This is a genomic window from Pseudomonas sp. PMCC200344 (genome assembly GCF_030053095.1).
Taxonomy (GTDB): domain Bacteria; phylum Pseudomonadota; class Gammaproteobacteria; order Pseudomonadales; family Pseudomonadaceae; genus Aquipseudomonas; species Aquipseudomonas svalbardensis.
This window is the reverse complement of sequence record NZ_CP125618.1, coordinates 120,391-144,444: the sequence shown is the minus strand read 5'-3', so window position 1 is coordinate 144,444 and position 24,054 is coordinate 120,391. Positions and strand designations below refer to the sequence as shown.

The 24,054-nt window shown below is 56.8% G+C and carries 10 protein-coding genes, 2 tRNA genes, 4 rRNA genes and 4 pseudogenes; 11 read left to right on the top strand and 9 right to left on the bottom strand.

Translation table 11 applies throughout. The features are described from left to right. Positions 1–79: 79 nt before the first annotated feature. From QFW87_RS00695 to QFW87_RS00675, 5 genes are all read left to right on the top strand, one after another. Complete coding sequence (locus QFW87_RS00695) at positions 80–790, top strand: GntR family transcriptional regulator (RefSeq protein WP_283189566.1); 711 nt, start codon at positions 80–82, stop codon at positions 788–790. A 678-nt stretch (positions 791–1,468) separates the two neighbouring features. Next, complete coding sequence (locus QFW87_RS00690; protein ID WP_283182427.1) at positions 1,469–2,245, top strand: DUF3050 domain-containing protein; 777 nt, start codon at positions 1,469–1,471, stop codon at positions 2,243–2,245. Next, positions 2,242–3,171 (top strand): diiron oxygenase, encoded by a 930-nt coding sequence (locus tag QFW87_RS00685; RefSeq protein WP_283182426.1) that lies wholly within the window; start codon positions 2,242–2,244, stop codon positions 3,169–3,171. Before QFW87_RS00690 ends, QFW87_RS00685 begins: the two co-directional genes overlap by 4 nt. Before the next feature lie 13 nt (positions 3,172–3,184). Beyond that, on the top strand, positions 3,185–6,601 hold the full coding sequence (locus QFW87_RS00680; RefSeq protein WP_283189565.1) for a non-ribosomal peptide synthetase: 3,417 nt from the start codon (positions 3,185–3,187) through the stop codon (positions 6,599–6,601). Positions 6,602–6,623: 22 nt separating this feature from the next. After that, positions 6,624–7,091 (top strand): SRPBCC family protein, encoded by a 468-nt coding sequence (locus QFW87_RS00675; RefSeq protein ID WP_283182424.1) that lies wholly within the window; start codon positions 6,624–6,626, stop codon positions 7,089–7,091. A gap of 155 nt (positions 7,092–7,246) precedes the next feature. Here the strand turns inward: QFW87_RS00675 and QFW87_RS00670 are convergent, their stop codons facing one another. Next, on the bottom strand, positions 7,247–9,127 hold the full coding sequence (locus QFW87_RS00670) for a methyl-accepting chemotaxis protein (protein ID WP_283182423.1): 1,881 nt from the start codon (positions 9,125–9,127) through the stop codon (positions 7,247–7,249). A gap of 314 nt (positions 9,128–9,441) precedes the next feature. Here QFW87_RS00670 and QFW87_RS00665 point away from each other — a divergent pair. The 6 genes and pseudogenes from QFW87_RS00665 to QFW87_RS00640 all read left to right on the top strand — a co-directional run bounded on the left by QFW87_RS00665 (position 9,442) and on the right by QFW87_RS00640 (position 15,268). Continuing rightward, positions 9,442–9,941: pseudogene (locus QFW87_RS00665) on the top strand (sigma-70 family RNA polymerase sigma factor). Then, a complete protein-coding gene (locus tag QFW87_RS00660) occupies positions 9,941–10,954 on the top strand; it encodes a FecR family protein (protein ID WP_283189564.1) in 1,014 nt (337 codons plus the stop codon). The pseudogene QFW87_RS00665 and the gene QFW87_RS00660 overlap by 1 nt, the downstream one beginning before the upstream one ends. Before the next feature lie 88 nt (positions 10,955–11,042). Then, positions 11,043–12,795 (top strand): annotated as a pseudogene (locus QFW87_RS00655) (TonB-dependent siderophore receptor). A 177-nt stretch (positions 12,796–12,972) separates the two neighbouring features. Further along, positions 12,973–13,113: pseudogene (locus tag QFW87_RS00650) on the top strand (transposase); the annotation flags it as partial. A gap of 160 nt (positions 13,114–13,273) precedes the next feature. Then, entirely contained in the window at positions 13,274–13,639 is a 366-nt protein-coding gene (gene tnpB / locus QFW87_RS00645; protein ID WP_283189563.1) for an IS66 family insertion sequence element accessory protein TnpB, read from the top strand. 81 nt (positions 13,640–13,720) lie between these two features. Beyond that, positions 13,721–15,268 (top strand): annotated as a pseudogene (locus QFW87_RS00640) (IS66 family transposase). Positions 15,269–15,396: 128 nt separating this feature from the next. On the opposite strand, the gene rrf (QFW87_RS00635) reads toward QFW87_RS00640, so the two are convergent. The 8 genes from rrf (QFW87_RS00635) to QFW87_RS00600 all read right to left on the bottom strand — a co-directional run bounded on the left by rrf (QFW87_RS00635) (position 15,397) and on the right by QFW87_RS00600 (position 23,952). Further along, positions 15,397–15,512 (bottom strand): 5S ribosomal RNA (gene rrf, locus QFW87_RS00635). A gap of 106 nt (positions 15,513–15,618) precedes the next feature. After that, positions 15,619–15,734, bottom strand: a 5S ribosomal RNA gene (rrf, locus tag QFW87_RS00630). Positions 15,735–15,888: 154 nt separating this feature from the next. After that, positions 15,889–18,780 (bottom strand): 23S ribosomal RNA (locus tag QFW87_RS00625). A 235-nt stretch (positions 18,781–19,015) separates the two neighbouring features. Further along, positions 19,016–19,091: transfer RNA gene (locus QFW87_RS00620), tRNA-Ala, on the bottom strand. Between the two features lie 27 nt (positions 19,092–19,118). Next, a tRNA-Ile gene (locus QFW87_RS00615) sits at positions 19,119–19,195 on the bottom strand. Between the two features lie 160 nt (positions 19,196–19,355). Continuing rightward, positions 19,356–20,894: ribosomal RNA gene (locus QFW87_RS00610) — 16S ribosomal RNA — on the bottom strand. Together the 16S, 23S and 5S rRNA genes with 2 tRNA genes alongside form the textbook arrangement of a ribosomal RNA operon. A 642-nt stretch (positions 20,895–21,536) precedes the next feature. Further along, entirely contained in the window at positions 21,537–22,757 is a 1,221-nt protein-coding gene (locus tag QFW87_RS00605; RefSeq protein WP_283189562.1) for a CaiB/BaiF CoA-transferase family protein, read from the bottom strand. Between the two features lie 13 nt (positions 22,758–22,770). Continuing rightward, a complete protein-coding gene (locus tag QFW87_RS00600) occupies positions 22,771–23,952 on the bottom strand; it encodes an acyl-CoA dehydrogenase (RefSeq protein ID WP_283189561.1) in 1,182 nt (393 codons plus the stop codon). Positions 23,953–24,054 lie beyond the last annotated feature (102 nt).

The window sequence follows — 24,054 nt, the reverse complement described above, 5'->3', positions numbered from 1 at the left end:
GTCCGTTTGACAACCTGTCAGGCAGTCACTAGTGTCTTCTTGGATCCAAATTCATTTCAGTCAAACAGGGTGCGTAGTTGTGACACAGAAGCCCAATCCTCTGAACAGCATCAAGGTCAACGGGCCGATTCCCGCTCACCTGGCACGCTCGGTCATCGAAGAAACCCTGCGTTCGGCCATTCTCGACGGTCGCATTCCCTGCGGCACCGCCCTGCGTCAGCAAGATTTGGCCGATCTTTTCGGTGTCAGCCGCATGCCGGTGCGCGAAGCCTTGCGCCAACTTGAAGCCCAGGCGTTGCTCAACGTCATCGCTCATAAAGGCGCGGTCGTCGCGCCGCTGGTTCAGGGCGATGCCGTGGAAACCTATGCGCTGCGGATCCTGCTGGAGTCCGAAGCCCTGCGCCTGTCGATCCCGTTGCTCGAGAAGGAGGATTTCGAGCAGGCCGCCCGCTACATCGACGAACTGGAAACGCAAAACAACTACACCGAAATCGGCCGGCTCAATCGGCTTTTCCACATGGCGCTGTACTGCAAGGCGCCGAACCAACGGCTATTGAGGCTGGTGGAAGACGGACTGAACGAAGAGGAGCGTTTCCTGCGCTTCAACCTGGAAGCCATGGGCCTGGGCAAACTGTCCCAGGAAGACCACCGGGCGCTGTTGCTGGCCGTCGAAGACCGGGACGTCGAGCGCGCGGTGAAGTTGCTCGAACAACACCTCAACCGGGGCGTCGAGGTCATCACACGCTACCTCAACAGCCCCGAAGCGCTGAACAAGAAAACCTCCAAGTAAACCGCGCCGGCAAGCCTGAGCGAGCAGATCGAATTGCTCGTTCTCGCTTGCCGCGCTGTGCTGCGCCCCTCTCCAAAGCCCTGCCCTCGATTTACCCCTCTCAAGACCAACAATGACTCCGAGTCGATGACGCGCCGGTGATAGCGGCTGTCGTGATTTACGCTCACTCTTGGGCTGCCAACAAATAATGAACGGGCGACGCACCGCACGAGCGGAGCAGTCCCCGCACCAAGAACCTACGGAAGGAGTCTTGCCACGGGAAAGGAAGAACCGGCGTTGATCCCAGTCAACTTCCGCCCCCCTATTTCACTTCAACGATTCAGTTAGAAAGTTGCTTCGAGTGAGGCATTCACTCTTCATTTTAATTCTGACTTATATAAGCCGGAAGGAGTAACTACATCCAAATAAAACTAAAATGAAAAGTTTTATTGGAACTTGTCGCGCGCGAGAAAGTTAAACTTTCAAATAATATAAAAATAACTTGCCCGGAACTTTATTCATGTATTAGTTTTTCTCCGCCGCCTTGAATACTGGCGCCAGGCCGTCACTTAACGACGTATTGCAACGTACCCATATCAATTCGCTTGAGGCATCCGCTCGCCAACAAAAGTTCCAACTAACGATCGCTTATTTATCAAACACCCCAACGGTATTTTCAGTTCACTTATAGGTTCGCCCATGAAATCGACTAAAGACCGCCTCAACCAGAAGAAAGCAGAACTTAGCGCTCATCCGATCTTTTCTGAAATCAACTCACTGTCGGTATTGCAACGTTTCATGGAAACCCATGTGTTTGCGGTATGGGATTTCATGTCACTGACCAAACGCCTGCAACAGGAACTCACCTGCGTGCAACTGCCCTGGCTGCCACCACGAGATCCGCAGGCAGCGCGTTTGATCAACGAGATCGTGCTGGGTGAAGAGTCCGATGATCGTCCGGCTCATGGTCACTACAGCCATTTCGAGTTGTACCTGGATGCCATGCGCGAAGTTGGCGCCAGCACGGCGGTGGTCGAACGCTTCGTCGCACTGCAAAAAGAAGGCGTGAGTTACGACGTGGCACTGCAAAGCGTGGACGTCGATCCGGCGGCAGCGCAGTTCGTGCGCAACACGTTGCACACCGCGTTGCATGCGCCGGGGCACAGCGTAGCGGCAGCATTTCTGCATGGTCGCGAGAGCGTCATCCCGCAGATGTTCCAGCGAATTCTTGATGATTGGGGCATCGGCATCGAACAGGCGCCGACCTTCCGTTACTACCTCGAACGGCACATCGAAGTCGATTCCGAAGACCACGGCCCCGCCGCTGAAAAACTCCTCGCCCGGCTGGTCAATGGCGATCCGCAACGCGAGGAAGACGTCTACGCCAGCGCCATCGCCGCCGTGGAAAGCCGCATCGCCCTGTGGGATGGCCTGCGCCTGAGCATGAGCGAACCTATGCCTGAGGTGAACGCATGAACGCCGCCGACTACCAATCCTTCGCCGACGCCTGGGAAAGCCGCGCGACTATCCGTACCCGCCCCCGGCGCGTGCTGGAGAACGACGACAAGTTGATCTACCCGTTGAGCCGCCAACCGTTGGTGCTGAGCGAAACCTTCCTGCGCGAATGCCCGGAGCAGCGCGACTTTGCGCTGGTGCAGACGCTCTACAAATTCATCAACGACGTGGTGATTTTCGAAACCGAAATCGTCGACAAGACCGCCCGCAGCATCGCCAAGAATCGCTTCGCCGTGGCCTTCCCGTTCGCCTGCCGCTACGACGCCATGACCGTGGTGGTGGACGAGGATTACCACGCACTGGTGGCGATGGATTTCATGCAACAGACCGTTGCCATGACCGGCATCACGCCCATCGAACTGCCGGATGAAATCGAACTCAGCCGAGCCATTCCAGCGGCCGTGGCGCTCGCGCCGGAACACTTGCGCAGCGCCGTGGAATTGATCTGCGTGGCCATCGCAGAGAACACCGTGACCGGCGATGTCGCGGCGTTCGCCAAGGACGACACGGTCAAGCAGTCGATCAAGGGCCTGATGGCCGACCACTTGCTCGACGAGGGCCGCCACTCCGGGTTCTGGGCGCGACTGGTGCGCATCTACTGGCACACCGCGAGCGAAGACGACCGCCGCTGCATCGCGCACATCCTGCCGGTGTTCATCGGCCATTACCTGACTAACGACATTCAGAAATCGTTCGACTTCCGCCTGATCGAATCCTTGCAGATCAGCGATGGCGCACGTCGGGCTCTTAAGAGCGAAGTCTCGGGACTGGCCTTCCCGATCAATCGCCATCACCCGCTGGTCGCCAACATCGTGCGGTTTTTCCGCAGCAGTTCGCTGCTCGATTCGGCGTGTGTGCAAGACGCCCTCAGCGATTACCTGGTTTAACGAGGAGCCCATCATGAGACGTCTCGACATTCTGCTCATTGGACACAGCCAGGCCTTGACCGACCTGGCACTGGAACTTGAACAACACGGTCATTCTCTGGTGCGCCTGACAGCCGTCGACGAGCAGCCGTCGGGTAACGCTGATTTGCTGATCGACGACGCCAGCCTGCCTGCTCAAGACGTCGGCGATGCACCGCGACTGACGCTGCAACTGGGTATCGGTGTGCCTGGGATGTCTGGCCTGCCGCCGCTGGACTTGCTGTGCACGTACGGTTCGACGCTGTTCACTCGCGTGCCGATCATCGACGAGCCTTCGGGCAACGGCCAGGCATTGCGCCTGCGGGCAGTGACAGAACTGGTCGATCACGTGGCGCTGCTGGTCAGCCGTTTCTCTCGCGATGCCGACTATTTTCTACGGGCCGACCCTGCTGCTCCCGCTTGCTTCGAGCACGTGGAAAACCTGTTCTATTTGGAGAGCCTCGCGTTTTTCCATCGGCTCAACCTCACGGCGGCACCCGCGCTGCTGGAACTCAGCCAGATCCCGATGATCGAGCGCCTTGAGCAGCGCTTCATCCAGTGTGCCGAACGACCCGCGCTGAACATTGCCGGCACGTCCCTGAACTATCGGCATTTGCACGCCCACAGCCGCGCCATCCAGCAGCGTTTGCAGCCGTTGCTCGCTCAGCATCACGGGCCGTTGGTGATCGGGATCTGCCTGCCAAAATGCAGCGCGTTGTATGCGGGGATTCTCGCGATTCTTGGCAGTGGCGCGGTGTACCTGCCGCTGGAGCCGAGTCATCCTCTGCAACGTCAGCAGTACATTCTGGAAAACGCCGGGGCAGTCTTGCTGCTGCATGACGGTGAGCATCCGCTCGCGGCGCAAATGCCGGGACTCGACATCAGCCGCATCGACATCGGTGACGTGGACCTCGATCAACCCTTGATGCGCCAACGATCTGATCTAGATGCGCCGTGCATGGCGCTCTATACCTCGGGCACCACCGGCCATCCCAAAGGCGTGTTGCTCAGCCAGGCCAACCTCGCGCACTTCACCGCGTGGTACGCCGACTATGTGCAACTGAGCGAGCAGAGTCGGGTGCTGCAGTTTTCGTCGCTGAGTTTCGACTCGTCGCTGATCGATATTTTCCCGACCCTGCTCCAGGGCGCCGAGCTGATCGTGCCCGGCGACGATCAGCGCCGCGATCCGTTGCAACTGGTCGAGCTGATCCGTCATCAACAACTGAGTCACGCCTTTTTGCCGCCGGCGTTGTTGAGCATCCTGCCGCTGGATCAATTGCAATGCCTCGATCACGTGATGACCGGCGGCGATGTCTGCGAACCCTACGTCATCGAGCAGCTCACCCGTCAGGGCAACCTCTACAACCTCTATGGCCCTACCGAAGCGACAGTGTTGATCACCGCACGGCAACTGCGCACCGGCGACAGCAACCGCACCCTCGGCGCGCCAATTGCTAACAGTCAGGTGCTGATTCTCGATGAGGATTTTCAACCAGTGGCCGAACAGACTGTCGGTGAGTTGTACATCGTCGGGCCGGGCGTGTGCCTGGGCTACTTGAACAACCCGCAGCAGACTGCCGAACGTTATCTGAACCTGAGCCTGCCGAATGGCCAAAGCCTGCGCGCCTACCGCACCGGCGACATGGCGAAGTGGACCCGCGACGGCATTGAGCTGTGCGGACGACGCGACAACCAAGTGAAGATTCGCGGCTTTCGGGTCGAACCGGAAGAGATCGAACGCTGCCTGCGCGACAGTCAGTTGTACCGCCAAGTGGCAGTGGTTATCGACAGCCATCGACGGATTCTGGCGTTCCTCGCGCAGCCTCAGGAGGATCAACCCGGCACCGCTCGCGAAGCGCTGAAAGCCCACTCGATGCAGTTTCTGCCGGATTACATGCAGCCCACAGCGTGGACCGAACTGCCGAGCATGCCATTCGCCAGCAACGGCAAGGTCGACCGCAAGGCGCTGCTGGCAATGCCCGTGAATGTGTCCGAAAACACGCTGCGGCGCTTCCCCGCCAGTGCCGATGAGGCGCTGTTGCTGGAGATCTGGGCCGAGCTGCTGGAGCTGCCGGCCAGCGATATTTCCACCGACGAAAGTTTCTTCAACCTGGGCGGCCACTCGATCCTGCTGTCGCGCATGCTTTTACGTTTGCGTGAGGAATTCGGTCGCAGCATCTCGATCAACCGCTTCATCGAATTGCCGACCATCGCCAAGTTGGCGACCTTGGTGCGCGGCTCCGGCACCGAAGAGGTATTGAGCGAAAAAGCCTTGGCCGATGCTTTCCGCGAACTGGATATCCAGCCGTTGCCAGTCAACCGCATGGGCGATGTGCACAAGGTGATCGTTACCGGCGCCAACAGCTTTGTCGGCGTGCACATCGTCGAAGCGTTGCTCGCCTGGGGCGCCAGCGAAGTCGCCTGCCTGGTGCGCGACGGCGGCGGACAATCGGCAGCCGAGCGGTTTGCCCATGCGCTGCGAGAAAACCGTCTGGAGCATCTTGACCTGAGTCGGGTGCGGGTTTATGCGGCGGACATTACGCGTCCGTCATTGGGGCTCGAAGCGGATGTTTACGAGCGACTGGATCGGCAGTTCGGCGCGTTGGTGCACAACGCCGCCAACGTCAATCACGTACTCGATTACGAGTCGCTGGCGCGGGACAACGTCGAGCCGATTTTCGAGTGCCTTCGGTTGTGCGAAGGGCGCAGCAAAAAGATCTTCAACTTCGTCTCAACGCTCTCGGCCTCCAGCACGATTGCCGCCGATGGCCGGGTGCTGGAATTGCCCGCCGCACAGACCCCACCGATCTACATCAAGAACGGCTACAACCTGTCCAAATGGGTCGGTGAGCGGATCCTCGAACGGGCTCGCGAACGTGGCGTACGGGTCAATCTTTACCGCCCCGGCAACATCAGTTTCAACAGCCTCACCGGTGTCTGCCAGCCTCACAAAAACCGCTTGATGCTGATGCTCAAAGGCTCGATCCAGCTCGGCCAGGTGCCGGAGTTCGCGCTGAACTTCGACCTGATGCCGGTGGACTTTCTGGCCCGTTTCATCGCCTTCCACGCCAGCCGTTATTCATCCGAAAAAGCGGTGTTCAACCTGCACAACCCCGAACCTCTGAGCTGGGACAACTACGTCGCGTCATTCCGTGAGGCGGGTCGGGAGTTTTCCATGGTCAGCGTCGCCGACTGGCAGCAGCAACTGGGCCGGGTCGACAGCGACAACGCGTTGTTCGGCGTGCTCGGTTTCTACCTCAACGGCTTCGAGGAAGACATCGGCGACATCTCAATGATCGGCCACGCCAACGCCCAGGCGGGCGTGCGGCAGATGGGCGCGCATTACCCGGAAAAATCCCCGGCACTGCTGCGGCGCGGCTGCGACTACCTCAAAGAAATCAACTTCATCTGATTCACTCAACCGGAGCAAAACCATGAAAACCCTACAACCCGATACCCTGATCAAAAACCCTCAAGGCTGCCACGTCGTGTCTTCAGTGGAAGTGCCGGCGGATGCCGCGCAGGTCTGGGCGGTGGTCGGTAACTTTGCCGGCTTCGATCAATTCATTCCGGCGCTGTCGCACATCGAGATGACCGGCGAAGGCGTGTCGTCCCTGCGCAAGAAAATCTTCAAGGACGGCAACCTGGTGGTCGAGCAACTCAACTCCCGGGATGACCAGGCGCTGAACATGACCTGGACCACGATTTACAACACCTTGGGCGTGGCCAATTTGTGGGCGGCGATGAGTGTTGAACCGCTGGGCGCGGGCAAATCCCGAGCGACCTGGACCATCATCGCCGAACCCGCACAGGGCGGCGCCGAGGCATTGCCTGGGTTCACGGATTTCGTTCAGGGCTTTGCCGATGACTCGATGAACAATGTGTTGAAGCTGTTTGCGTAGGGCTTTGGTTCAGCGGTGACTTATCCACCGCGATCGCGAGCAGGCTCGCTCCCACTGGGGTTTTCAGTCGTTCACAAATGTTGTGATCACAGAAAATTCCATGTGGGAGCGAGCCTGCTCGCGATTGAACGATAACGCGGTTCAACTGACCTCAATCAGATCTTGAAGCTGTCGACCAACTGCTTCAACCGGTTCGCCTGCAGGGACAACGCATCGCAATCCTTCAACGTTTCATTGAGGTTGGCCACGCTCTGCTGGTTCAGCAGGTTGATCTGGTTGACGTCGACGTTGAGGGTTTCCACGACCGCCGTCTGCTCTTCGGTCGCCGCGGCCACCGACTGGTTCATGCCATCGATTTCGCCGATGCGCTGGGTCACGCTGACCAGACGCAGACCGGCCTGGTTCGCCACTTCGACGCTCTGTTCGCTGGAGACCTGACTGGCGTTCATGGTCGTCACCGCTTCGCGAGAACCGATCTGCAGCGAGGTGATCATCTTGTGGATCTCCTCCGCCGATTCCTGAGTACGGTGAGCGAGGTTACGCACCTCGTCCGCCACCACCGCAAAACCACGACCGGCTTCACCGGCACGGGCCGCTTCGATGGCCGCGTTGAGCGCGAGCAAGTTGGTCTGCTGGGAGATGCCTTTAATCACATCCAGAATGTGCCCGATGTTGTCGGTACTGGCGTTCAGGGTTTCGATCTGCGTGCAGGACAGGCTGATTTTCTGCGACAACTCGGTCATCGCCAGAATGGTTTTCTCCACCACCTGACGACCGTCATCGGCCTGCTCGCTCGCACCGCTGGCGTGCTGGGAAGCATCGGCGGCGTTGCGGGCGATTTCCTGGGTGGCGGCGCCCAACTGGTTGATCGCCGCGGCCACACTATTGGTGCGGGCGCTTTGCTCGTCGGAACCGACGATCGAAGCGTTGGACGAAGCCATCACCCGTTGCGACAGGTCGTGAACCTGGCGGGTTGCCGACGACACCTCGGAAATCGACGCGTGAATTCGCTCCACGAACTGGTTGAACGAACCGCCCAGCTCACCGAATTCGTCTTTGCTTTCCACGGCCAGACGTCGGGTCAGGTCGCCCTCACCTTGCGCGATGTCCTGCATCGCACGGCCCATGGTGGTCAGCGGACGCATCAGCACGTTGATCAGCAAGCTCAGCAGCACGGCAATGGCCGTCACGGCGATGAACATCGCGATCAGCGCAGAAGTGCGGAACTGGCTGAGTGGCGCGTAGGCCTTGTCCTTGTCGATCGACAGACCGATGTACCACTCGGCATTCGGCATACCACTGACTGGAGTAAACGAAAGGATACGGTCCTGCTTGTTCAGGGTGACTTCCTGATTACCCTTCTCGATGCGCACGCCGGCGTTCGGGTAGATGTCCTTCAGATTTTTCATCACCTGGTCTTTGTCCGGGCTGACGATCACCTGACCGTCGGCGCTGACCAGGAATGCGTGGCCGATGCCACCGAAGTCCACCGAGTTGATGATCTTCACCAGCGTTTCCAGGCTCAGGTCACCACCGACCACGCCAAGCAACTCGCCGTTCTTTTTCACCGGCAGGGCGATGGTCACCACCAGGCCACCGACGGCAGCCATGTAAGGCGGGGTCAGCATGGTCTTGTCGGCAGCCACGGCCTGTTTGTACCAGGGACGCTGACGCGGATCGTAACCGTCAGGCATCTTCGCGTCCGGGCGCTGAGTGAACACGCCGTTGGCCTGGCCCACGTAGGTGAACTGGAAGTTCGAGGTCAGCGCCGGTTGATTGACCAGCCCCGGGAGGTCGGCATTGGCACCTTGATGGGCGACGTTCTGCGCGAGGTTTTCCAGCACCAACACGCGGCCACTCATCCAGTTCTGCACGCTGCTGGCGGTCAGATCGCCGGCCTGCTGGACGCTTGATTCGAGGTTTTGACGGATGGTGTTTCGCTGCAGATAGTCGTTGTACAAAGTGAACAACGCAAAAGCCAGCACCACGACGCCGGAGGCGGCCAGAAGGATTTTATGGCTGAATTTGAGATTCATTTCATGGGACTTCTTATGCAAAAAGTGGGGATGCGTTCCGGGTTGCAACATTCCATGTAACAGCGCAGGCAGGGCTCTGGGGCCGCTCTACTTTGGTGCACGCATGTCTCATAAGGCTGTCGGCACAAACCGGAGAAAACTTAGGCGTTTGTACGAAATGGTCGACATTCCTGTCAGATACCCGCCGAACGGCGTGCCAGAGCACCTGCTCAGTCTTTTTGTGATGACGGTTGTTCGTACGGCAGTTGCAAATTCCCCAACCCTTGATAACAATGCGACTAATTATCATTTGTGACGTTCGGGCTGTCGCGTTCATGTCCTCACCTGAGTTTGCAGTACAGGCGCTTTACAGTAGCCATCACGGTTGGCTCAACACGTGGCTGCGCGCGCGATTGGGTAATGCAGCCGATGCGGCGGACCTGGCTCAGGACACGTTTGTGCGTCTGCTGCACAGAACCGAACGACTGGAACTCAAGGCTCCCCGCGCCTTTCTTCGAACGATCGCCCGTGGGTTGGTGATCGACCATTGGCGCCGTGAAGAAATCGAACGCGCCTACCTGAAACCATCGCCCATTTGCCCCAGTCCGAAACCCCGAGCATCGAAGCGCGGACATTGGTACTTGAGTTGCTGGAAAGCATCGCCCGTATGCTCGAAGGCCTGAAGCCGAAAGTGCGTCAGGCGTTTCTGCTGGCACAGTGCGAAGGGCTTACCCACAAACACATCGCCGAGCAGATGGGCTTGTCTCTGCGTTCGGTGGAACGCTATGTGGCCGACGCGCTGTATCACTGCTATGTGCTGCGGTATGAAACGTGATGCCTGTGGATAACTTGTCGCTGAATCGACGCGGTGAACCGCACCAGCAGGTGGTCAAACAAGCCATCCATTGGCTACTGCGTCTGCGTAACAACTCGGCTAATTCCAGGCTACGTCAGCAATGCGATGTCTGGCGGGCCGAACACCATGAACACGAACTGGCCTGGCAACGGGTGCAGTCGCTGCAAGCCGAGTTGAGCAGCAACCTGCGGGCAGTGCCCGGTGCTCAAGTGGCCTTCAATACGTTGGAAAACAGCGCTCAGGGACTGGGACGCCGCCAGGCCTTGAAGCTGCTGTCCGGTGCGTTGCTGATGGGGTCGGCGGCGTGGTTGGGCAAGGATGCAGTGGGCTGGCAACAGTGGTCCTCTGATTTCGCTACTGCCACGGGCGAACGGCGCGGTTTCCAATTGCCCGACGGCACACGACTGGAACTCAATACCGCCAGTGCAGTGGATCTGGATTACAACGCGCAGCAGCGGCTGATCAAACTGACTCGCGGCGAAATCATCGTGACGTGCGGCGGGATCGACGAAGGATCTTCGTTTGATCGACCGCTGCGGGTGCAAAGTCGCCAGGGTGTGTATGAAGGCGTCGGGGCACGTTTCATCCTGCGGCAGGACGGCGACTGCACGCGGCTCAGTGTTACCGGCGGCATGGTCCTCATACATTCACCACTTGCCGCCGATAGCACACCGATCCAGGTGCAGGCCGGGCAAAGTTATCTGATCGATCATCACCAGGCGAGGTTGGCGCCACCGCTGAACATGGATGCGGGTGCTTGGGTCGACGGGCTGATCGTGACTCGCAATATGCGGCTGGGGGATTTCCTTGATGAAGTCGGACGCTATCACCACGGTTATCTGACGTGCTCAGCGGACATTGCTGACTTGCGGTTATCCGGGGTTTTCCGCCTGGAGAACACCGACAGGTTGCTGGCCATCCTGCCGCAAACCCTGCCAGTGCAACTGCGCTATCGCACTCGCTGGTGGGTGACGTTGGAGCGACAGGCCTGAAATATTTTTGGCGGGTTTTCCGGACAAGTCCGGCTTAGTCAGTAAGCACTTCAATTCTGACCTCAGCGACTTCCTACGGAAACCTACAATGACTGCGCGCGCCACCAGTAAGAATCCTCTTCATTTCGCCGCCGATTCAGGCGTCCTGCGCTACGCCGTACGCGCTGCGCTGTTCTCTACCGCGCTGGGTGTCGGCGTGCTGCCGACACAGGGCGTAGCGGTAGCGGGCAGCGAGGTCAGCAGCCACCGTTACAACATTGCCGCAGGCCCATTGCGCGATGTGCTCAACCAGTTTGCGCGTCAGGCGGGGATTACCTTGTCGACGACGCCTTCGCGAACCGGGGGCCTTCAGTCACCAGGCGTGCAGGGCGAATATTCGGCGGACCAGGCACTGCGACGTTTGCTCAGCGGTTCGGGTTTGGAGGCCGTGAGTCAGGATGGCAGCAGCTACGTGTTGCGCCCGGTCGCCGAAACCGAAGCGCTGACATTGCCCACTACCGACATCAAAGGCTTTGCCCTCGGCAATGCGCTGGGCAGCATGGACGGCTACAACGCGACGCATAGCCAGATCGCCACCAAGACCAGTACTGCGTTGCTGGAAACCTCGCAAAGTGTCTCTGTGGTAACCCGTGAGCAAATGGACGATCAAGGTTCGCAAACCGTGTCCCAGGCCATGCGTTACACCCCCGGCGTGCTGACCAACCCTTATGGCGCAACCCACCGCTATGACTACGTGGCGCTGCGCGGCTTCAACGATGGTTCTGTGGATAACATCTATCTGGATGGCTTGAAGTCCATGGGGGACAGTGGCACCTACAGCACCATGCAGGTAGACCCGTACTTCCTGGAGCGCGTCGATATTCTCAAAGGGCCGTCATCGGTGCTCTACGGTCGCAGTTCACCCGGCGGCCTGGTGGCGCTGACCAGCAAGTGGCCGCTGTATGAGGCCTATCATCAGGTTCAAGCCACAGTGGGCACCCAGGGTCAGCGCGGCATGGGTTTCGACTTCAGCGGCCCGGTGGATGATGACAAACGCATTGCCTATCGCCTGACAGGGCTGGCGGATCAGTCCGACACACAGTTCGATCACAACAAAGAAAAACGCTTCGCTCTCGCGCCTACGGTGAGCATCGATTTTACCGAAGACACCTCGCTGACCCTGCAAGCGTATTTGCAACACGATCCGGACGGTGGTTATCACGGTGGCGTGCCGGCCGACGGCACAATTCATCAGCGCAATGGGAATCGGATCTCCCCCCACTTCTTCGAGGGAGAACCGAGCATTGATGGCTTTCAGCGTGATCAGCAGTCCTTCGGTTATCAATTCGAGCACCGTTTCAATGACGTGTTTACGGCACGGCAGAACTTCCGTTACCTCGATTCCAAGGTGAAGCTGGATCAGGTCTATGCCTATGGCTGGACCACACCGAGCAGTAATGAGTTGAATCGTTATTACACCGGTGGCGATGAGAAGCTTCATGCATTCATTGTCGATAACATGCAGCAAGCGGAGTTCTTCACCGGTGCAACCAAACATACTGTACTGATGGGCGCGGACTACCAGCGTCGCAAAACCGTGGTCGACTGGGCCAGCGGTGGACTTGCGATATGTCGGCTATAGCTGGGCCGACGCGGAAAACACCATGAAGGTGCCGTCCTACACGCTGTTTGATGCGTCTGTTGGTTACGACTTAGGCAAAGTAGGGTTGAAGCGCGTGGATGTTCGCCTGAATGCGAACAACCTGACGAATAAGTCCTACGTGGCCTCCTGTGCCAGCCTGAACTTCTGCTACTTGGGCGAAGAACGGAATGTCGCCGCGACAGTGAGCTACCAGTTCTAATCACTCATCACTCCAACAAAGCCAGCGCCTGAATCCGGGGGCAGGCTTTGTCGTCTCTGTGGGAACACTGTAGTGTATGCGTCCGGCCAAGTCATCTACCCAGCCCCGCAAAGCCAAGACATGGTGTGCACTTAAATTTAAGTGGGCACCAGTTCTAGCCTTTTAAGCGGGTATTTCATGCAGCCACAACGCCGTTCCTACTCCAAATCCTTCAAAGCCCAGGTCATTCAAGAGTGTGCCCAGCCCGGCGCTTCGATTGCCAGCGTCGCGCTGAGCCACAGTCTCAACGCGAACCTCGTCCATAAGTGGATTCGGCTACAGTCGCAGAAAAGTGTCGCCCTGCAACCTGCCTTTATCCCGGTGGCATTACCGTCGCCAGCGTCACGATCGGATTTCACCCCGGCCATGATCTGCCTCGAAATCCCACACCCACGCGGCACCGTCAAAGTGAACTGGCCGACCGACAGCGCGGCTGCCTGTGCGACCTTTCTTCGAGACCTGTTGCGATGTGATCCGCATCGACGCCATCTGGCTCGCCACCGAGCCCATGGACATGCGCGCCGGCACCGAAACCGCGCTGGCGCGTGTGGTCGCCGTGTTCGGTGCGGCGCAGCCGCACTGTGCTTATTTGTTTGCCAACCGCCGCGCCAATCGCATGAAAGTGCTGGTGCACGACGGGTTGGGTATTTGGCTGGCGGCGCGCCGCCTGCATCAAGGCAAGTTCTTCTGGCCGGGTTCTCGACACGGCTCTCAGATGGAATTAGGTGCCGAACAACTGCATGCCCTGGTGCTGGGTTTGCCTTGGCAAAGAGTTGGGCCAAGCGGCGCGATTTCCATCGTGTGACGCTTGCCATGGCCAGCCTGGCCGTGCAATTGTCCGATGAGTCTATCGCTGGTGTAGCCTTGCTCTGGCAAAATCGGCGGCATGACTTCGCTTCCAAACCTCGACCAACTAACCCCTGAACAACTGCGCGCTCTGGCGGCGCAGTTGATGCGGCGTGTCGAGAATCTCGATCAGAAAGTCGAGACGATGGGTAAGCAAATCCACCATCACAAAACGGTCAACGAGAAACTGGCCCACGAGATCGCGCAGCTCAAGCGCTTCAAGTTTGCCAAGCGCAGCGAGCAACTGAGCCCGGATCAGGCCAGCCTGCTTGACGACCTGATCGACACTGACATCGCAGCCATCGAAGCCGAACTTGAAGCGCTACAACCCGCTCCCGTTTCGACCGAGGCTCGGCAAAAACCCAAGCGTACCGCCTTGCCGCCGCAGTTTCCGCGCACCCTGATCCACCACGAACCCGACAACAGCCACTGCCAGTGCGGCTGCGCCCTCAAGCGTATCGGCGAGGATGTCAGCGAGAAACTCGACTACACGCCAGGCGTGTTCACCGTCGAGCGTCATATCCGTGGCAAGTGGGTCTGCGGCCAGTGCGAAACGCTGATCCAGGCACCGGTTCCGGCGCAGGTCATCGACAAGGGCATCCCGACCGCCGGCCTGCTAGCCCACGTGATGATCGCAAAGTTCGCCGACCATTTACCGCTCTATCGTCAGTAGTCGATTTTTGGTCGGGCCGGTCTGGTCATCGCCCGCTCGACCTTGGCGCAATGGGTCGGCAACTGTGGTGTGCAGTTGCAGCCGCTGCTCGATGCCCTGCGCGATGCTGTTCTCGAACATGGCGTAATCCATGCCGATGAAACACCGGTGCAGATGCTTACGCCGGGCGCAAAGAAAACCCATCGCGCGTATGTCTGGGCCTACGCCACCAGCCAGTTCTCGGACTTGGCGGCGGTCGTTTACGACTTCAGCCCGAGCCGCGCCGGAGAGCATGCACGCAGCTTCCTGCGAAACTGGAAAGGCAAGCTGGTCTGTGATGATTTTGGCGGCTACAAGGCCAGCTTTGAACTCGGCGTCACCGAGATCGGCTGCATGGCCCATGCACGGCGCAAGTTCTTCGAACTGCACGCCACCAACAAGAGCCAGCTCGCCGAACAGGCCTTGCGCTACATCCAGTTGCTTTACGAAATCGAGAGCGAAGCCCGCAACCTTGAACCGGATTTACGCCGCCGAATACGGCAAGAAAAAGCTGTACCGGTGATGGATGCTCTGCATGCCTGGATGATCGCCCAGCGCCAGATCGTGCACGACGGCTCGGCGATAAGCAAAGCTCTGGATTACAGCCTCAAACGCTGGACGGCGCTGTCGCGCTACCTCGATGACGGGGCCGTACCCATTGACAATAATTGGTGCGAAAACCAAATCCGACCATGGGCGTTGGGTCGCAAAAACTGGCTCTTTGCAGGTTCGCTACGCAGCGGCAAACGGGCGGCGGCGATCATGAGCTTGATCCAGTCGGCGCGGCTCAACGGGCATGATCCGTATGCTTATTTGAAGGACGTCCTCACGCGCCTGCCGACGCAGCGGGCGAGTGAAATCGATCGGTTGCTTCCGCATAAGTGGCAGCCGGTTTAATCACGCAAGGCGTGATGCCCGGACGCATACACTGTAGTGGTTTGGCGATGGCGTTTTTCTGAGCGTTTAGCGAGCCCAGAACGACAAAACCCCTGTCTGCGTTAGCAGACAGGGGTTTCGGAATTCAATCTTGACGATGACCTACTCTCACATGGGGAAACCCCACACTACCATCGGCGATGCATCGTTTCACTGCTGAGTTCGGGATGGGATCAGGTGGTTCCAATGCTCTATGGTCGTCAAGAAATTCTGTGACCAGCCCGTTACAGCGCAACGTGCCAGCAAAATGGGTGACTTCTACTAAAACAAAACCCCTACCTGCATACGCAGATAGGGGTTTCGGAATTTAATCTTGACGATGACCTACTCTCACATGGGGAAACCCCACACTACCATCGGCGATGCATCGTTTCACTGCTGAGTTCGGGATGGGATCAGGTGGTTCCAATGCTCTATGGTCGTCAAGAAATTCGGTAGCCAGGTCGTTCTCCTTGCGGATCACGCTCCAGCGAATGGGCAGGTGATAGATTTGTGTGTTGCGTTGCGAATTTTCGACTTGTGTCGTCTTCACACACCGCAATCTGGTGCCTCTTCAGGTCAGCAAATTGCTTGGGTGTTATATGGTCAAGCCTCACGGGCAATTAGTATTGGTTAGCTCAACGCCTCACAGCGCTTACACACCCAACCTATCAACGTCGTAGTCTTCGACGGCCCTTCAGGGGACTCAAGGTCCCAGTGAGATCTCATCTTGAGGCTAGTTTCCCGCTTAGATGCTTTCAGCGGTTATCTATTCCGAACATAGCTACCCGGCAATGCCACTGGCGTGACAACCGGAACACCAGAGGTTCGTCCACTCCGGTCCTCTCGTACTAGGAGCAGCCCCTCTCAAATCTCAAACGTCCACGGCAGATAGGGACCGAACTGTCTCACGACGTTCTAAACCCAGCTCGCGTACCACTTTAAATGGCGAACAGCCATACCCTTGGGACCGGCTTCAGCCCCAGGATGTGATGAGCCGACATCGAGGTGCCAAACACCGCCGTCGATATGAACTCTTGGGCGGTATCAGCCTGTTATCCCCGGAGTACCTTTTATCCGTTGAGCGATGGCCCTTCCATACAGAACCACCGGATCACTAAGACCTACTTTCGTACCTGCTCGACGTGTCTGTCTCGCAGTCAAGCGCGCTTTTGCCTTTATACTCTACGACCGATTTCCGACCGGTCTGAGCGCACCTTCGTACTCCTCCGTTACTCTTTAGGAGGAGACCGCCCCAGTCAAACTACCCACCATACACTGTCCTCGATCCGGATAACGGACCTGAGTTAGAACCTCAAAGTTGCCAGGGTGGTATTTCAAGGTTGGCTCCACGCGAACTGGCGTCCACGCTTCAAAGCCTCCCACCTATCCTACACAAGCAAATTCAAAGTCCAGTGCAAAGCTATAGTAAAGGTTCACGGGGTCTTTCCGTCTAGCCGCGGATACACTGCATCTTCACAGCGATTTCAATTTCACTGAGTCTCGGGTGGAGACAGCGCCGCCATCGTTACGCCATTCGTGCAGGTCGGAACTTACCCGACAAGGAATTTCGCTACCTTAGGACCGTTATAGTTACGGCCGCCGTTTACCGGGGCTTCGATCAAGAGCTTCGCGTTAGCTAACCCCATCAATTAACCTTCCGGCACCGGGCAGGCGTCACACCCTATACGTCCACTTTCGTGTTTGCAGAGTGCTGTGTTTTTAATAAACAGTCGCAGCGGCCTGGTATCTTCGACCGGCATGGGCTTACGCAGTAAATGCTTCACCCTCACCGGCGCACCTTCTCCCGAAGTTACGGTGCCATTTTGCCTAGTTCCTTCACCCGAGTTCTCTCAAGCGCCTTGGTATTCTCTACCCAACCACCTGTGTCGGTTTGGGGTACGGTTCCTGGTTACCTGAAGCTTAGAAGCTTTTCTTGGAAGCATGGCATCAACCACTTCGTCACCCAAAGGGTAACTCGTCATCAGCTCTCGGCCTTAGAATCCCGGATTTACCTAAGATTCCAGCCTACCACCTTAAACTTGGACAACCAACGCCAAGCTGGCCTAGCCTTCTCCGTCCCTCCATCGCAATAACCAGAAGTACAGGAATATTAACCTGTTTTCCATCGACTACGCTTTTCAGCCTCGCCTTAGGGACCGACTAACCCTGCGTCGATTAACGTTGCGCAGGAAACCTTGGTCTTTCGGCGTGGGTGTTTTTCACACCCATTGTCGTTACTCATGTCAGCATTCGCACTTCTGATACCTCCAGCAAGCTTCTCAACTCACCTTCACAGGCTTACAGAACGCTCCTCTACCGCATCACCTAAGTGATACCCGTAGCTTCGGTGTATGGTTTGAGCCCCGTTACATCTTCCGCGCAGGCCGACTCGACTAGTGAGCTATTACGCTTTCTTTAAAGGGTGGCTGCTTCTAAGCCAACCTCCTAGCTGTCTAAGCCTTCCCACATCGTTTCCCACTTAACCATAACTTTGGGACCTTAGCTGACGGTCTGGGTTGTTTCCCTTTTCACGACGGACGTTAGCACCCGCCGTGTGTCTCCCATGCTCGGCACTTGTAGGTATTCGGAGTTTGCATCGGTTTGGTAAGTCGGGATGACCCCCTAGCCGAAACAGTGCTCTACCCCCTACAGTGATACATGAGGCGCTACCTAAATAGCTTTCGAGGAGAACCAGCTATCTCCGAGCTTGATTAGCCTTTCACTCCGATCCACAGGTCATCCGCTAACTTTTCAACGGTAGTCGGTTCGGTCCTCCAGTTAGTGTTACCCAACCTTCAACCTGCCCATGGATAGATCGCCCGGTTTCGGGTCTATTCCCAGCGACTAGACGCCCTATTAAGACTCGCTTTCGCTACGCCTCCCCTATTCGGTTAAGCTCGCCACTGAAAATAAGTCGCTGACCCATTATACAAAAGGTACGCAGTCACCCAACAAAGTGGGCTCCCACTGCTTGTACGCATACGGTTTCAGGATCTATTTCACTCCCCTCTCCGGGGTTCTTTTCGCCTTTCCCTCACGGTACTAGTTCACTATCGGTCAGTCAGTAGTATTTAGCCTTGGAGGATGGTCCCCCCATATTCAGACAAAGTTTCTCGTGCTCCGTCCTACTCGATTTCATGGCCAAGAGATTTTCGCGTACAGGGCTATCACCCACTATGGCCGCACTTTCCAGAGCGTTCCGCTAATCTCAAAGCCACTTAAGGGCTAGTCCCCGTTCGCTCGCCACTACTAAGGGAATCTCGGTTGATTTCTTTTCCTCAGGGTACTTAGATGTTTCAGTTCCCCTGGTTCGCCTCTTAAGCCTATGTATTCAGCTTAAGATAACCATCTTATGATGGCTGGGTTCCCCCATTCAGACATCTCCGGATCAAAGTCTGTTTGCCGACTCCCCGAAGCTTTTCGCAGGCTACCACGTCTTTCATCGCCTCTGACTGCCAAGGCATCCACCGTATGCGCTTCTTCACTTGACCATATAACCCCAAGCAATCTGGTTATACTGTGAAGACGACATTCGCCGAAAATTCGCAATTTAACTCACAAATTTTACCTTAGCCTGAGCCGTTACCAGTGAAAGTAACGTTCAGTCTATCTTTCTATCACATACCCAAATTTTTAAAGAACGATCTAGCCAAAGACTAGAAATCAACATTCACCATCCTACGATGGAATGCTCATTTCTAAGCTTTCAACAAACAGAAGCAGTAGTGGTGGAGCCAAACGGGATCGAACCGTTGACCTCCTGCGTGCAAGGCAGGCGCTCTCCCAGCTGAGCTATGGCCCCGTATTTCTACAGGTTCCCACACAAAATTGGTGGGTCTGGGCAGATTCGAACTGCCGACCTCACCCTTATCAGGGGTGCGCTCTAACCAACTGAGCTACAGACCCAATTTCGAGCTTTAAGGCCGACCTCACCCTGCTCTCTACCACAGAGCATGGGTGCGTTCCGACCAACTAAGCTACAACCTGTTAGGGCTGCTTCTTATCGTCTTCTTCAATGAATCAAGCAATTCGTGTGGGAACTTATGGAGCAGCTGATGTCGTCGATTAAGGAGGTGATCCAGCCGCAGGTTCCCCTACGGCTACCTTGTTACGACTTCACCCCAGTCATGAATCACACCGTGGTAACCGTCCTCCCGAAGGTTAGACTAGCTACTTCTGGTGCAACCCACTCCCATGGTGTGACGGGCGGTGTGTACAAGGCCCGGGAACGTATTCACCGCGACATTCTGATTCGCGATTACTAGCGATTCCGACTTCACGCAGTCGAGTTGCAGACTGCGATCCGGACTACGATCGGTTTTCTGGGATTAGCTCCACCTCGCGGCTTGGCAACCCTCTGTACCGACCATTGTAGCACGTGTGTAGCCCAGGCCGTAAGGGCCATGATGACTTGACGTCATCCCCACCTTCCTCCGGTTTGTCACCGGCAGTCTCCTTAGAGTGCCCACCATTACGTGCTGGTAACTAAGGACAAGGGTTGCGCTCGTTACGGGACTTAACCCAACATCTCACGACACGAGCTGACGACAGCCATGCAGCACCTGTCTCAATGTTCCCGAAGGCACCCATCCATCTCTGGAAAGTTCATTGGATGTCAAGGCCTGGTAAGGTTCTTCGCGTTGCTTCGAATTAAACCACATGCTCCACCGCTTGTGCGGGCCCCCGTCAATTCATTTGAGTTTTAACCTTGCGGCCGTACTCCCCAGGCGGTCAACTTAATGCGTTAGCTGCGCCACTAAGAGCTCAAGGCTCCCAACGGCTAGTTGACATCGTTTACGGCGTGGACTACCAGGGTATCTAATCCTGTTTGCTCCCCACGCTTTCGCACCTCAGTGTCAGTATCAGTCCAGGTGGTCGCCTTCGCCACTGGTGTTCCTTCCTATATCTACGCATTTCACCGCTACACAGGAAATTCCACCACCCTCTACCATACTCTAGCTTGTCAGTTTTGAATGCAGTTCCCAGGTTGAGCCCGGGGATTTCACATCCAACTTAACAAACCACCTACGCGCGCTTTACGCCCAGTAATTCCGATTAACGCTTGCACCCTCTGTATTACCGCGGCTGCTGGCACAGAGTTAGCCGGTGCTTATTCTGTCGGTAACGTCAAAACACTTACGTATTAGGTAAATGCCCTTCCTCCCAACTTAAAGTGCTTTACAATCCGAAGACCTTCTTCACACACGCGGCATGGCTGGATCAGGCTTTCGCCCATTGTCCAATATTCCCCACTGCTGCCTCCCGTAGGAGTCTGGACCGTGTCTCAGTTCCAGTGTGACTGATCATCCTCTCAGACCAGTTACGGATCGTCGCCTTGGTGAGCCATTACCTCACCAACTAGCTAATCCGACCTAGGCTCATCTGATAGCGCAAGGCCCGAAGGTCCCCTGCTTTCTCCCGTAGGACGTATGCGGTATTAGCGTCCGTTTCCGAGCGTTATCCCCCACTACCAGGCAGATTCCTAGGCATTACTCACCCGTCCGCCGCTCGCCACCAGGTACAAGTACCCGTGCTGCCGCTCGACTTGCATGTGTTAGGCCTGCCGCCAGCGTTCAATCTGAGCCATGATCAAACTCTTCAGTTCAAACATCTTTGGGTTTTTAAGAAACCCTAAACTTGGCTCAGCAATCGTTGGTTACATCTTTGATTTCTCGCGGAGTAACTTGTGATGCTGATAATCTTGTTGACTATCAGTCTGACTCCACAAGCACCCACACGAATTGCTTGATTCAGTTGTTAAAGAGCGGTTGGTTAAGATCTTTCGTCTCAACCGAGGCGCGCATTCTACAGCAGCCTCTGTTGCTGTCAAGCGGTTATTTTCCGAAGTTTTCAAAGTTTCCTTTGCAACTTCAACCACTTGCGCTTGCGATCTCTCGTTAGCGGGAGGCGAATTCTACAGCGTTACTCGCTGCTGTCAACACCTCTTTTGTTCCGCTTTCGACCGAGAAGATCGAACCGTTAAAAGAGCCAAACAACACCACTCCTTCAACTCCTTCTGGGCTTCGATGACCTGAAGCAACTCGCTGTCGAAAACTGCGTAACTCATTGTTTACCAAGGAGTTTTCCGTTTCGACTGCGCCGGAAGTGAGGCGAATTATAGACTTCCAGATTCTACCGTCAACCCTTAATTACGCTTTTCTATCAATCACTTGCAGAACGCCGGAAAACAGCCCGCTTCCTCTCTATATAGGAGAGTAAAACGACTCCCTCTATATAGAAGAAACCCTCAGAGCACCCCGGCCTCTTTGAATGCAGCCACAACGCCAGCATCCAGACCCAACACCCGCTGCAGAACCTCCAGCGTATGCTCCCCTAATAGAGGAGGCGCATTGCGATACTCCACAGGCGTTTCGGACAGACGAATCGGACTCGCCACTTGCGGCACCATCCCGGCCAGCACGTGGGGCAGCTCGATCGCCAACCCGCGCGCTTTAACCTGAGGATCCGCAAACATCTGAGCCAGATCATTGATCGGCCCGCACGGCACACCTGCTTGCTCCAGCTGTAGCACCCACTCAGCAGTCGTCTTGAACACAGTCGCCTGGCGAATAAGCGGAATCAACACCGCACGATTCGCCACCCGCAACTTGTTGGTCGCAAAGCGTGGATCATCTGCCCACTGCGGCTGACCAGCCACTTCAGCAAACTTGCGAAACTGCCCGTCATTACCCACGGTGAGGATGAAGTCTCCATCCGCCGTAGGAAAATCCTGATAAGGCACGATATTCGGATGAGCATTACCCAGGCGCTTCGGAGCATTGCCCGTAGTCAGGTAATTCATTGCCTGGTTAGCCAGACAAGCCACCTGAACATCCAACAGCGCCATATCAATATGCTGGCCGCCACCGTCATGATCCCGATGCACAAGCGCTGCAAGGATCGCCACGGTCGAATAGAGACCGGTCAAAATGTCCGTCAGCGCCACGCCGACTTTCACCGGCCCGGCCCCCTCATCCCCTTCGGGTCGCCCCGTCAGACTCATCAGACCGCCCAGTCCCTGGATCATGAAGTCATAACCCGCGCGCTTGGCGTAAGGGCCAGTCTGGCCAAACCCGGTAATCGAGCAATAGATCAGATTCGGATTGATCGCCTTTAGAGACTCATAGTCCAAACCATATGCCGCCAGCCCACCGACCTTGAAGTTCTCGATCAGGATGTCCGACTTCGCCGCCAGATCACGCACCAGCTTCTGCCCTTCAGGCCGGGTGAAGTCGATGGTCACCGATTGCTTGTTGCGATTGGCCGACAAGTAATAAGCGGCCTCGCTAGTGTTCTCACCATAAGCGTCTTTAAGGAAGGGAGGCCCCCAGGCGCGCGTGTCATCGCCATTACCCGGGCGCTCGACCTTGATCACTTCGGCGCCAAGGTCAGCAAGGATCTGCCCGGCCCACGGCCCGGCCAGAACCCGCGATAAATCCAGTACCCGTAGATGCGAAAGCGCGCCCATGGCCGTTCTCCTATTAATAGAACGCCTGGATGCCAGTCTGCGCACGACCGAGGATCAGTGCATGGACGTCATGCGTACCTTCATAGGTATTCACCACTTCCAGGTTGACCAAGTGGCGAGCAACACCGAACTCATCGGAAATACCGTTACCCCCCAGCATGTCGCGCGCCATGCGAGCAATGTCCAGGGACTTGCCGCAGGAGTTGCGCTTCATCATCGAAGTGATCTCGACCGCTGCAGTACCTTCATCTTTCATACGCCCCAGACGTAGGCAACCTTGCAGCGCCAGGGTAATTTCAGTCTGCATGTCGGCCAGCTTCTTCTGGATCAGTTGAGTGGCGGCCAATGGACGGCCGAACTGCTGACGATCCAGGGTGTACTGGCGAGCGGTGTGCCAGCAAAACTCGGCCGCACCCAGCGCGCCCCAGGAAATGCCGTAACGTGCCGAGTTGAGGCAAGTAAAAGGGCCTTTCAAGCCACGGACATCCGGGAAGATGTTCTCTTCAGGGACAAACACGCTGTCCATGACGATCTCGCCGGTGATAGATGCACGCAGGCCAACCTTGCCGTGAATCGCAGGCGCACTCAGGCCTTTCCAGCCTTTCTCCAGAACGAAGCCACGGATGTCGCCGGCATCATCCTTACCCCAGACCACGAATACGTCGGCAATCGGGCTGTTGGTGATCCACATCTTGTTGCCGGTCAGGCTGTAGCCGCCTTCGACTTTGCGCGCACGAGTAATCATCGCGCCAGGGTCGGAACCGTGGTTAGGTTCAGTCAGACCGAAGCAACCAATCCATTCGCCTGAAGCCAGTTTCGGCAGGTACTTCTGCTTCTGGGCTTCGGTACCGAATTCATTGATCGGCACCATGACCAGCGAGGACTGCACGCTCATCATCGAGCGGTAGCCGGAGTCGACGCGCTCGACTTCACGGGCTATCAGGCCGTAGCTGACGTAGTTCAGGCCGCTTCCACCATACTGCTCAGGGATAGTCGCACCCAACAGACCTATTTCGCCCATCTCGCGGAAGATTGCCGGGTCGGTCTTTTCATGGCGGAAAGCTTCGAGAACACGCGGCGCGAGCTTCTGCTGAGCGAATTGTTCAGCGGTGTCGCGGATCATGCGTTCTTCTTCGGTGAGCTGTTGATCCAGCAGCAGGGGATCGATCCAGTTGAAGCTAGCTTTACCGCCCATGAGTGTGTCCTCTCGAATCGGGTCAAATAACGTGGACTGATCCTAGGCCGGGTTCGGCGTTACGGCAAACGAGGATTTTGCATACTGTTGTGCTAATTTCTC